General features: G+C 60.9%; 8 protein-coding genes. 3 read left to right on the top strand and 5 right to left on the bottom strand.

Annotated features, from left to right (window positions below; translation table 11 throughout):
- Positions 1-47: 47 nt before the first annotated feature.
- The 5 genes from FKZ61_RS07925 to FKZ61_RS07905 all read right to left on the bottom strand — a co-directional run bounded on the left by FKZ61_RS07925 (position 48) and on the right by FKZ61_RS07905 (position 6315).
- Positions 48-1544 carry a sulfatase-like hydrolase/transferase gene (locus FKZ61_RS07925; RefSeq protein ID WP_141609543.1) on the bottom strand — a complete coding sequence of 499 codons (1497 nt, stop codon included), beginning with the start codon at positions 1542-1544 and terminating at the stop codon, positions 48-50.
- Positions 1545-1657: 113 nt separating this feature from the next.
- A complete protein-coding gene (locus tag FKZ61_RS07920; RefSeq protein WP_229964180.1) occupies positions 1658-2482 on the bottom strand; it encodes a carbohydrate ABC transporter permease in 825 nt (274 codons plus the stop codon).
- 19 nt (positions 2483-2501) lie between these two features.
- A complete protein-coding gene (locus FKZ61_RS07915; RefSeq protein ID WP_170199422.1) occupies positions 2502-3458 on the bottom strand; it encodes a carbohydrate ABC transporter permease in 957 nt (318 codons plus the stop codon).
- Between the two features lie 85 nt (positions 3459-3543).
- Positions 3544-4902 carry an extracellular solute-binding protein gene (locus FKZ61_RS07910; RefSeq protein WP_141609631.1) on the bottom strand — a complete coding sequence of 453 codons (1359 nt, stop codon included), beginning with the start codon at positions 4900-4902 and terminating at the stop codon, positions 3544-3546.
- A 45-nt stretch (positions 4903-4947) separates the two neighbouring features.
- Positions 4948-6315, bottom strand: coding sequence for an ABC transporter substrate-binding protein (locus tag FKZ61_RS07905; RefSeq protein WP_141609630.1), 1368 nt, complete (start codon positions 6313-6315; stop codon positions 4948-4950).
- A gap of 612 nt (positions 6316-6927) precedes the next feature.
- On the opposite strand from FKZ61_RS07905, the gene radA reads away from it, so the two are divergent.
- The 3 genes from radA to fabF all read left to right on the top strand — a co-directional run bounded on the left by radA (position 6928) and on the right by fabF (position 11700).
- The gene (radA, locus tag FKZ61_RS07900) at positions 6928-8310 is read left to right on the top strand and encodes a DNA repair protein RadA (RefSeq protein ID WP_141609541.1); all 1383 of its coding nucleotides are present in this window, start codon (positions 6928-6930) and stop codon (positions 8308-8310) included.
- 194 nt (positions 8311-8504) lie between these two features.
- Positions 8505-10034 carry a PA14 domain-containing protein gene (locus FKZ61_RS07895; RefSeq protein ID WP_141609540.1) on the top strand — a complete coding sequence of 510 codons (1530 nt, stop codon included), beginning with the start codon at positions 8505-8507 and terminating at the stop codon, positions 10032-10034.
- A gap of 382 nt (positions 10035-10416) precedes the next feature.
- Positions 10417-11700, top strand: coding sequence for a beta-ketoacyl-ACP synthase II (gene fabF, locus FKZ61_RS07890; RefSeq protein ID WP_141609539.1), 1284 nt, complete (start codon positions 10417-10419; stop codon positions 11698-11700).
- Positions 11701-11765: the final 65 nt, after the last annotated feature.

Here is an 11765-nt window from a genome sequence, read left to right as displayed (position 1 = left end):
TTCCTCTGGTCCAGGCTGGCATGGATACGATGAGGGTCAGATGATGGTCAAATCAGCGAACCGGCACGAAGGCGGTCTACCAGGGTGCCCGCCGGCGGCAACTCTTGCCACTGCTCAAGCAGCGGATCGCCTTCCTGCATCATCCAGGCAAAGAGTCGTTGCCGCAGTTCCGTCACCTTGCTCGCGTGGGCAGGGTCGGATGCCAGGTTGACCAACTCGCCGGGATCAGCCTGCAGATCATACAATTCATCCACGGCCTGGGGAGCGAAGACATATTTGTATGCCGGTGTCCGGATGGAGCGCATCACGAAGGAGTGGCCGTTATAGTAGTTGTACCAACCAAAGGCCTCCTGGGGCCAGGGCCCTGTCCATTCGCCATGCACCAGGGGCATGAGATCTCGGCCGGGGATCTGCGGAGTTTCACCTGCCAGGCTAAAGAGGGTAGCGCCCAGATCCAGGATGCTGACATATTCATCTCGCCAACGAGGCTGCTGCCCAGAGCCCTCCCGGGCCGGTAGCCCCACCTCGCCGGGCCGGATCAAAAGGGGGATACGCATCACCTCGTCGTAAAAGTAGGGACCCTTGTCAAAACGGCCATGGGCACCCAACATTTCCCCATGATCGGAGGCAAAGAGGATGGTGGTGGGGCGCCCCCCATCTGCCGCGGCCACAGCATTCAAAACACGCCCGATGGCTTCATCTAACATGGCAATCATGCCATAGTATGCAGCGGACGTCTTGCGCCATGCTTCCTCGTCCAGGTGAGCGGTGTCGTGACACGGCCACCAAATTCGATTTTGGAACCAGGGCTTCTGACGGAAGTCATCGTACAAATTCTCGGGCAGAGGCACCTTCGCGGAATCGATCAAGCTGGCGTATGGCTCGGGCACGGCGTGGGGAAAGTGGGGCCCCCGAAAAGAAACCGTGAGGAACCAGGGCCGCGAATCCGAAGCGGCTTCCTGCAGGAAGCGGACCGCCGCCGCAGATACCTGACCTGTTTGGGTCTCCTCCATGGTGCCCGGCAATGTTTCATAAAATGGGGGGAAGGAATCTGGACGTCTGCGGGCCACGTCGGCCAGCCACTGTTCTCGAAAGGGCGACCGTAGCTCCCCAGATTCTGTGGCGCGAGCGGCCTCCTTGCCGCCCTCCGCGCCCTGCAGATCGGCTGGTTCGGCAATATACTGGGCACCGCGCTCGCTGGGGCCGGGATGACCCAAATGCCATTTACCGAAGTAACCCACCCGGTAGCCATGATCACGGGCTGCTTCCAGCCAAGTCCGGACCTCGGCGGATAGTCCGGCCTGCTGGGAAGCCCCTACGCCAACATTGTCCTCCATACCACTCTGGTGGGGCCAACGTCCGGTTAAGAGGCACCCCCGGGCGGGCGAGCAAAGGGGGACTGACGTGAAGGCATGGCGGAAAAAAGAGGCGCCCGCAGCCAAACGGTCCAGATTGGGTGTATGGGCCAGGGGATCGCCACAAAAACCCAGGGCATTATGACGCCACTGATCCGTCAGGATAAACAAGACATTGTGCTGATTCACGACTTCAGAACCCTTCCATCCATGTAGACATCCAACCGAGTAGACATCAAAGGCTGTTAAAGACTCTCAAGCTATGTACCCAATGCTATGTACCCAATAAGGATGCGATAATGTCACCCCTTCAATCCTGTAAAGACAACTCCCTGGATAAAATAGCGTTGCGCAAAGAAGAAGACCAGGACCAGAGGCAAGATGCTGGCCACCGAGGCTGCCATGAGGAGATTCCAGGTGGTGCCAAAGGTATTGCGGTAGGCAGCCAGCCCCAGGGCCACCGTCCAGTTTTCCCGGCTGCTGAGGAAAACAAGGGCGTGGAAAAAGTCATTCCAGCTCCACTGGAACGTGAAGATGGCCACAGCCGCCAGCGCCGGTTTGGAAAGTGGCAGAATAATCCGCCAGTAAATGCCCAGGTGGGAGCAGCCATCGATCAGGGCAGCATCGTCCAATTCGCCGGGAATCGTCATGAAAAACTGGCGCAGCAAGAAGACGAAGAAAGCACCCGCCCCCCAGTAAGGGACGATCAGAGGTAACAGAGTATCCAGCCAGCCCAGCGAACGGAAAATCAAGAATTGGGGAATGATGGTCACCTGACCGGGCAACATCATGGTGGCCAACACCAACAAAAACATCCAATCTCGCCCCTGCCAACGAAGGCGTGCGAAGGAAAAGGCCACCAACGATGAGGACAACACCGCCCCCACAATGGCGGACAGGCTCACAATGGCGCTGTTTTGAAAATAAATTTTGAAGGGCAAAACAGTCAGCGCCTCCGGATAGTTACGCCAGACCACCGGATCCGGGATCAATCGAGGTGGGAACAGAAAAACCTGTCCCTCTTCCTTGAGCGATGTAGAAATCATCCAGGCCAACGGCGTCAGCACCACAACGGCGCCCAACACCAACAGAAAGTAGATCAGACTTGTCACAAGCCGTCGGTTCAAACTCTGGCTTCCCGTCATGTTAGCGCCCCTTCAACTCCGTCTCATAATAAACCCAGGCGGGCGAACTCCGCAGCACCAACAGCGAAAGTATCAACACGATGAAGAAAAGCAGCCAGGCCAGGGCAGAGGCGTAGCCCATATTGAAATACTGGAAGGCCTGTCGATAGAGGTAAAGCATGAAGAAGAGCGATGCGTTGGCAGGGCCCCCGTCTGTCATGATGTATGCCGCTTCGAAGAAGCGGAAGGCCTGAATGATGCCGATGATGAGCTGAAAGAGAATCACGGGACTCATCATCGGCAGGGTAATGTGCCGGGTCTGGGCCCACCAACCGGCCCCATCGATTGTGGCCGCCTCATAAAGGGAGGTGGGTATCCCCTGCAGGCTGGCCAGATAGATGACCATGCTGCCTCCGACCCCCCACAGGCTCATGAGAATGAAGGATGGAATAACCCACTGTCGGGACATGAGCCAATTGGGGCCCTCGATCCCCACCATAGCCAATCCAGCATTGAGCAGGCCAAAGTCCGGCGAAAAAATCCAGCGCCAGAGCATAGCGACTGCCACACCAGAAAGGATTGCCGGCAGATAGTAAATGGTCCGAAAGAACGAAAGGCCCTTCACCGAGGTGTTGAGCATCATCGCAATGGCCAGGCCCAGTATGATGTGTAAAGGGATGGAACCTAAGGCAAAGTAAAGGGTCACTTTCAGAGAATGGCCTACCAGCTTGTCGGCGAAGAGCATCTCCTGATAATTCGCCAGGCCGATAAATTGGGGTGAGCTGAGTAGATTCCAATCGGCAAACGAGAGAAAAAGCGAAACCAGCATCGGCCCGGCGGTGAAAACGGTAAAACCAATCAAAAATGGCGACGCCAATAGCCATCCTAACAGGTTTTCCCTGCGACGCATGGGGGAGGACTGCTGGTGAGCACGTGGCTTGCTTGAGGGCAAAGTCTGCCCGATTGCTGAATTGTTCATAGCATTCCTTTCGCGGGAGAATGGCCCGGATCAGGCCTTAAGGCCATTCTCCCGGTGGTCATTCTGCGCCAATGCGCCAGGATCTTCAGGCCTCTGAAGTCAACCGCCCCTCTTGAATGAGTGGATCAACCGCTGCCTTGGCAGCCATAGCGGCCTCTTCCGCACTCTTCTCACCCAGCCAGAGGTAATCCAGTTCAGCGGTGAAGGTGTTCACAATCTTCTGCCAGTTGGTGAGACGGGGATCCAGAATACCGAAATGCTCCACAGCATCCACCAGGACCTCTCGGCTTTCTGGTGGATTGGCACTCGTCGCGAAGATTTCACGCATATCGGAAATTTTCGTGCCCTGCAAGCCGCCTTCAGCAATGATCTCCTTAATGGCGACGTCCTCGTAATACTTCAACAGCTCCCAGGCCCCATCCGGGTGTTTCGTCGCGTTGGCAATGGAAATGGGATAGTAGAAGACATAATCATTCCGGCGAACGGGCCCCTTGGGGAAATGCCCAATGTCCCACTGATATGGCACATCCGCCCAGCGCTGGAATCCCCAACCGCCACCGTTAAACATGGCCAGCCGGCCGTTTGTCACCATCTCCATGGCATTCATATCCGCAGAGGCCTCTGGACGGGGGGCGTACTCATACTTCCAGGCCAGATCGGCCAGGAACTGCAACGCCTCAATAGCTTCCGGACGATCCAGGGTGCATTCTGTGGGATCCAGAGGGTCGTCTACGAAGCTGCCTCCAAAGAGAGACATCCAGATGGACTGCACAAGCCAGCCACCGGTAGAAATATCGTAAGCATACTGGGTGACTTTGCCGCTGGCATCTCGCTTCTGGAGTTTTTCGCAGGCCGCCAGGAAGTCATCGGTCGTCCAGGCCGGATCATCCCACTGGGCCGTGGGGTAATCCACACCTGCTTCGTCAAAGAGATCTTTCAGATAGTAGATGCACCAGGCCGTGATGTTGTCGGGCAACCCGTAGAAGCCGCCCTGATAGCTGTAGGCGTCGACGGCGATCTTGGGGAAATCATCCAACGAGTAGTTATCCCGGTCGATGTAAGGCTGGATGTCCAGGAGAACATGGTTACGCAAAAACTCCGGCAGCCAGGATGTTTGCAGGATGAAAAGATCGGGAGGCGAGCCGGAGGCCATCATGATCGTCAACTTCTCGTAAAAAGCGCTGGGCGGGTTGATCCATTGATAGTCCACCGAGTACGTATCCTGGGTTTCCTCCCATTTCTTCATAGGCAGCTCACGAACACCCGGTGTTTGTGGATCCCAAAACATGACAGTAATCGGGATACGCTCGCCCGATGATGGCACATTGCTGCCCGTCTGGTCCCCCGGCGCAGCAGGTGTACTGCAGGCGGCCATCACACCTACCGCGGCTGTACCAGCAGCCACTTTCAGAAAATCACGACGGCTGAGACTTTTGACTGGCATAGATATTCTCCTTTCGATGCTACCTGAAAATGGAGGTAAACCTTCTTACGCGCGCGGCAGGTCCAGGATCTCCTGACAGGCATCCTGCACCATCTGCATGCCCTCCTCATACTCCACATCGCCGTAGAACAGGTCCGGCGAGGTGTTGGCCCAGTTGTCCTGCAGCTCCTGGAAGCGCAGGTTGTAGGGCATGGGGAACGGACCAGGAATGTCCGGGTCATGGAACATTTCTAGAACCCGGGCAAAAATGGGATGGGCCTGGCGGAGGAACTCTTCGTTCTCCCACACAGAGCGACGGGCGTTGGGATGTCCTGTGCCCTGCTCCAGGGCGGACCAGAGGCCGGCCTCGGTGGAGGTAAGGTAGAGGAGCAGATCCACGGCCAGGTCCGGTGCCTTGGTCTGAGCCGAGCAGGAAAAGTTGGAGGTGAAGGCGGTATACCCCCGCTTGCCATCCGGCCCCTTGGGGAAGAGGACCCAATCGTGGCGGAACTTGTCGCCGATGGCGGTTGTCCACCCATTAATTTGGTGGGTGGCAGCGACAGCAGTGGCCAGCACGCCGGCCGTGAAGTCCAGCCCCTGGGCATCCTCCCGGGAGGGCGCCGCATGGAGCTTGGTGCGCAGGTCCACAATCCAACGGGCCGCCGCCCGGTTGAGCTCGTCGGTGTTGAACCAGAACTGCTTCCGCTCCGGGTCCATGATGTCGGTGCCGTAGGCCCGGGAGAGGGACTCGAAGTCGTAGTAGTTGCCCGGCAGATAGTTGGTGCCGTAGATCTTGTTGTCGGGATCGGTGGCCTGGGCGACCAGGTCGGCGTACTGGTTCACATCCCAGTCGTCTGTGGGCAGAGGCAGCCCCTTTTCCTCCAACATGTCCACGTTGAAGGCCACCAGCGCCGGGTTGCCCGGATGAATCTCGTAGGGCAGGCCATACAGCTTGCCGTCCAGGTAGCCGCCTGCTAAAGCTGTGGAGAAGAAGTCATCCAGGTTGGCATCCTCCCGGTTGGCCAGGAAGTCGTCCAGCACCAGGAACATGTTCTTGGAGGCGGAGAAGGGGAACCACTTGATGCCGCTGAAGACCACGTCCCACAGGGTGCCAGAGGCGGAGCGGGCCAGCTGTAGCTTGGGCATCTCGTCGTAGACCACCGCTTCGATCTGGAGGTCCACCTGGTCGGCGTGCTCCTCGGCCCAGCGGCGGGCGAACTCCCGTTGCCAATCATGAACTTCACTGTGATGGGTGGCGACACTCATCTGCACCTTGCCCTGGCTTGGGGCCGCGGCGGACTCGGCGCTCTGCTGCTGGCCGCTGCCGCTGTCCGCTGGGGCCGCGGCCGGGGCACAGGCGGCCAGGGCGGCCGTAGCCGAGCCGGCGGCCATCCATTTCAGCAGGCTGCGGCGACTTAACTTGCGATTCTCCATGGTTCCTCCTCCTCTTGGAATACAAATACCAACCAGTCAGGTCTTATACGGGGCCTATCGTTGGGCGATACACTTTTGGGGTGAGGAGCATGACTCACCAGGGCATTCAGAATGGTTCACTGCCAATCTCTGATGCCTGATGCATCAGGCATCAGAATACCACCTTTGTCTCGCTTTGTCAAGCACTTCAAGAAGAATTTTTTGGAGCCATTTCAACCCATCTGGGAGACACGTTCCGGATCAGATTCGGTATGAAAGGCAAATCCGAATGACCTTCCGAGGAATCGAAGACCCATCCAACCCCATTTGGTGCCCCAGCGCCGCCATGGTACACTGGGAGCATGCGGGAGAGGCCTGGGTGCCTTTCCCTGGGCGGGTACAATGGCGTTCCCGCCCCTTTTCCATCTCAGGGCCCCTCCACACCCGTGGCCACATCTGACATCGCTGCTCCCTATCCTCGTCCTCCCTGCCATCATTGACGGCCCGCCCCATTTCGACGTACAATGGACGCACATTTGTTCTGCAATTGTTCTGCACTGACCCTCCAACAACCGGCTAAAAGTCAGGGCAGGCAAAAGGTTAAGAACGGGCAAAAGGTCAGGAAAAGGCGCCATGGCCAAAGCAAAAGTCCAATACGTCTGCTCCCAGTGCGGCAGCACCCAAATGAAGTGGATGGGCAAATGCCCGGATTGCGGCGAATGGAACACCCTGGAAGCAGTCACCATCCGGCCGGCTGAACCCGGCCGGTCGACCCTGGCCGCGAACGGACTCACCACCGCCACGCCCGTCACCCTGGCCAGCGTCGGCGCCAGCCCCGTGGAGCGGTTGCCCCTGCGCATGGTCGAGCTGAACCGGGTCCTGGGCGGTGGCATAGTGCCGGGCGCAGGCATCCTGGTGGGCGGCGATCCCGGCATCGGCAAGAGCACCCTCCTGCTGCAGATGGCCGCAGACGTGGCCCGGCATGTGGGCACGGTCCTCTACGTCAGCGCCGAAGAGAGCGCCCACCAGATCGCCCGCCGGGCCCAACGCCTGGGCATCCAGGAGGAGCGACTCTACATCCTGGCGGAAATCGTGGTGGAACAGATCCTGGAGCAGATCCTGCACCTGCGCCCGGTGCTGGTGATCGTGGACTCCATCCAGGCCATCTACACCGAGGGAGGCGCCAGCGCGGCCGGCACCGTGAGCCAGGTGCGGGATTCGGCTGCCCTGCTCCTGCGGGTGGCCAAACAGCACAATATCCCCCTCTTCCTGGTGGGCCACGTCACCAAAGAAGGCACCCTGGCCGGCCCCCGGGTGCTGGAACACATGGTGGACACGGTACTCCAGCTAGAGGGAGAACGCTTCCACGCCTATCGCCTGTTGCGCTCGGTGAAGAATCGCTTCGGCAGCACCAACGAAGTGGGGATCTTTGAAATGGGCGACCGGGGCATGGAGGAGGTGCATAACCCCTCCGAGCTCTTTTTGGCCGAACGATTGCCCAACGCTGCAGGCAGCGCCATCGCCGTCTCCATGGAGGGAACCCGCCCCCTCCTGGTGGAGATCCAGGCCCTGAGCAGCCACACCCCCTTCAGCCAGCCCCGGCGCACGGGCAACGGCATCGACCTGAACCGACTGCTCCTGCTGGCCGCGGTGCTCAGCAAACGGGTCGGCCTCAATCTGGCCGACCAGGACATCTTCGTCAACGTGGTGGGGGGTATGCGCATCAACGAGCCCGCCGCGGACCTGGCCATCGCGGTGGCCATCGCCAGCAGCTACCGCAACTGTCCCGTCTGCGCCGACCTGGCCCTGGTGGGGGAAATCGGCCTGAGCGGCGAGCTGCGCAGCGTGGGCCAATTGCCCCGCCGGCTCCACGAAGCCGCCAAGCTGGGCTTCGCCCGGGTCCTCGTCCCCCGGAGCGCCTTGAACCGCAAGGGGGCCGACGGCCTGCCCGCTCAGATAGAGATCGTGGGGGTACGTACCCTGCGGGATGCCCTGGAGATTGCCCTGGTCCAGTGAGCCTGGAAAACCGGCCAGATGCAACATTCTGGCCGGCTTCTCCGTCCTAATATTGTCTGGCGTCAATACCACGGCAGAAATTTGGCGGCACTACCTCTGGTGGAACCCATCGGCGGATTTCTGCCGGGATTTACCAGGGGTGGAGTCATCTGTACGGACGTCCGCAGGCGGCATGTGATCCGAGGGAGGAAACCATGAGATGGTATCAGCGGCTGGGGCTTTCTGGCCTGTTGACCCTGGCGCTGGTGGTGGGATATGTCGCCCCGTCCGCCGCCCAGGGCATCGTGAGGGACGAGGGCACCGCCATTTATTTACCCCGCATCATGGGCACGGGCCAAGAGAGTGTGCAGCCGGCTCTGGCCGGCAGTGAGCCGGTCTACGGGCTGTTGGGCCGGCTGGAACCGGCCCCGGGGCGCCGCTACAGCACCTTCCTGATCACCCCAGAGGCCACCTACGGCGTGGTGGGCATCACGCCCGACGTGGAGCGGGAGCTGGTGGCCCTCAGCCGGCGAACGCCGCCGGTGGCCGTCAAGGTGTGGGGAACCCTCTACCCCTCGGTCAACCTGTCCAGACGAGCCACCATCGTGGTCACTGGCGTTCTGGAGGCAGGCGTGGCCACGGGGGTGGTGGGCGCTTCGGTGCCTGTGGCGGTGGTGCGCTTCGAGCTGGTGAACCTCTACGCAGGTCCCGGCAGCACCTATCCCCGGGTGGGACAGGTGAAGCTGAACCAGGCCTGTGATGTGACCGGCCGCAATCAGACCGGGACCTGGCTACAACTGACCTGTGCCGACAACCTCCAGGGCTGGATCGACGCCCGCCTGGTCCAGGTGGACGAGGGCCTGAACGGCGTGCCCGTGGTGGAAGCCACTGGCCCGGAGGCCACGCCGGTCCCATCTACTGGGAACCAGGGGCAACCTTCAACCGGCGGGGCTGGCCAGACGGGGTTCCAGGGCTGGCAGGCCTCCTTCTACGACAACCCCCGCCTGGACGGCACGCCGGTGGTGGTCTTGGATCTGCCCACCGTCCAGTTCGACTGGGGGACCGGTTCTCCCAACCCGGCTGTGCCGGCCGACAACTTTTCCGCTGTCTTCGAACGCCGGATCCAGTTTGCGCCCGGCTACTACCGCTTCACCGTGGACGCGGACGACGGGGTGCGGGTGTACCTGGATGGCCAGCTCCTGGTGGATGAGTGGCATGGGACCACAGGCCGGGTCTATGCGGTGGGGCGCACCCTGTCAGGCGATCATCTGCTGCGGATCGAGTATTACGAAGGCTATGGCCTGGCCCATCTGCGTTTTGACACCACCTTTTTGACCAGCACGCCGGAATGGACAGCCTCCTACTACGAGGGCATCGACCTGGCCGGCCCGCCCGTCCTGGTGCAACAGGAACCCCGCTCCAGCAATCCGCTGGATTTCAACTGGGGCTACCAGTCGCCGGTGGCAGGTGTCCTGCGGGAGGATTCCTGGTCGGCCCGCTGGACGGGCACCTTCCGTTTTGAGGCAGGCGATTACATCTTCCGGGCCAATGCCGATGATGGCGTGCGGGTCTATCTGGACGGGCTGCTGGTGATCGACCAGTGGCGGGATGGCTATAAGGAAGTCAGCAACCGCTTCGTGGGCGTGGGTGCCGGCGAGCATACGGTCACGGTGGAGTACTACGACCGCGCCGGCATTGGGCTGCTACAGGTCTGGTGGACCCGGGACACCAGCAGCAGCCCATGATCCCGACCCTCAGCACAGCCCAGGGCGCCGAACCGTTCCCCGGTTCGGCGCCTTTGTTTTCATGCGCCCCATCAACGCCGCGCAACTTTCGCCCCGCTACCGTGTTATGAATATACGGATTTTCCCAGGGTTTCTGGCCTGAACACACCCCGAACGGCCAGGCTTGATTTCTCGTACCAGGGCCTCCGATTCGACCGATCGGCAAAATACCTGGTATAGTTAAGGGCTGTGCCGCAACAAATGGAGCACTCCCTGGGGGCGGCCGTAGCGCCCGGACCTGGCACTGAGCTTATGCACGCCCAGGGTGCGCCATGGATTTTGACCCGGTGCGCCATGGATTTTGACCCATGGATTTCGACAAGGAAGTGATCAGAGAAGCCAAATGACTACCCATAATCGCTCCAACGGAGCTCATTCCGAACCCAAACGCGTGGTCATCACCGGCATGGGGGCCATCACGCCCCTGGGCCTCAGCCTGGCAGAGACATGGCGGGAACTGCTGGCCGGCCACTCCGGCATTGACCACATCAGCCGCTTCGACACCAGCGACCTGCGGACCACCTTCGCCGGCGAAGTACGCAACTTCGACCCGGCCAATTACATGGACCGCAAGGAAGCCCGACGTCTGGATCCGTACATCCAGTATGCGCTGGCCGCCACGAAGGAAGCGGTGGCCGACGCCGGGATCGACTTCAGCGTGGAAGATCCCAGCCGGGTGGGCGTCATCGTCGGCACCGGCATCGGCGGCCTCCAGTCCACCCTGGAAAATTACGACATTGCCCAGACCCGGGGCCTGCGCCGGGTGAGCCCCTTCATGATCCCCAACATGCTGGTGGACAGCGCCGCGGGCAAGATTGCCATCGAGTACAACCTCCACGGCCCCAACCACGCGGTGGTGAGCGCCTGTGCCAGCGGCACCTCGGCCAGCGGCGAGGCCTTCGAACTGTTGCGTCGGGGCGATGCGGACGTCATGATCGTGGGGGGGGCCGAGGCGGCCATCGTCCCCATTATCGTGGCCGGCTTCGACATCATGGGGGCCCTGAGCCAGCGCAATGACGACCCCGCCGGCGCCTGCCGTCCCTTCGACCAGGACCGGGACGGGTTCGTCATGAGCGAGGGCAGCGCCATCATGATCATGGAGACCGAGGAACATGCCCGGGCCCGGGGCGCCCGCATCTACGCCGAGGTCATCGGCTATGGCAGCAGCGCCGATGCCTACAGCATGGCCGCGCCCCACGAACAGGGTCGGGGAGCCATTGACGCCATGCGCATGGCCCTGCGCAAGGCCGCAGAATATGGCGTCCGGCCGGAAGATGTGGATTACATCAACGCCCACGGCACGGCCACCCGCCTCAACGATGTCACCGAGACCATGGCCATCAAGCAGGTGCTGGGGGAGCACGCCTACAACGTCCGCATCAGCAGCACCAAGAGCATGCTGGGGCATCTGTTGGGAGGCGCCGGCGCCATCGAGACGGTCATCTGCGCCAAGGTGATCCAGGAAGGGATCATCCCGCCCACCATCAACCTCCACAATCCGGATCCCGAGTGTGACCTCAACTATACGCCGCTGGTGGCCCAAAAGGCAGACGTGGCCGTTACCCTCAGCAACAGCTTTGGCTTTGGCGGCCACAACGCCTGCATCATGCTGCGGCGGTATGAATAGCCGGGGAGACAGGGCCGCGGGGCGCGGGCTGAATACGGCGCGCCCCTCTGGCAGGACAGGCCAGT

Source organism: Litorilinea aerophila, from assembly GCF_006569185.2.
In the GTDB taxonomy this organism is placed as follows: Bacteria; Chloroflexota; Anaerolineae; order Caldilineales; family Caldilineaceae; genus Litorilinea; species Litorilinea aerophila.
This window is presented reverse-complemented; position numbering and strand designations above follow the sequence as displayed.

Excerpts from the sequence above, each read along its gene's own strand:
- FKZ61_RS07895 (WP_141609540.1), top strand. The coding sequence starts at position 8,505 with ATGAGATGGTATCAGCGGCTGGGGCTTTCTGGCCTGTTGACCCTGGCG.
- FKZ61_RS07910 (WP_141609631.1), bottom strand. The coding sequence starts at position 4,902 with ATGCCAGTCAAAAGTCTCAGCCGTCGTGATTTTCTGAAAGTGGCTGCT.
- fabF (WP_141609539.1), top strand. The coding sequence starts at position 10,417 with ATGACTACCCATAATCGCTCCAACGGAGCTCATTCCGAACCCAAACGC.
- FKZ61_RS07915 (WP_170199422.1), bottom strand. The coding sequence starts at position 3,458 with ATGAACAATTCAGCAATCGGGCAGACTTTGCCCTCAAGCAAGCCACGT.
- radA (WP_141609541.1), top strand. The coding sequence starts at position 6,928 with ATGGCCAAAGCAAAAGTCCAATACGTCTGCTCCCAGTGCGGCAGCACC.
- FKZ61_RS07905 (WP_141609630.1), bottom strand. The coding sequence starts at position 6,315 with ATGGAGAATCGCAAGTTAAGTCGCCGCAGCCTGCTGAAATGGATGGCC.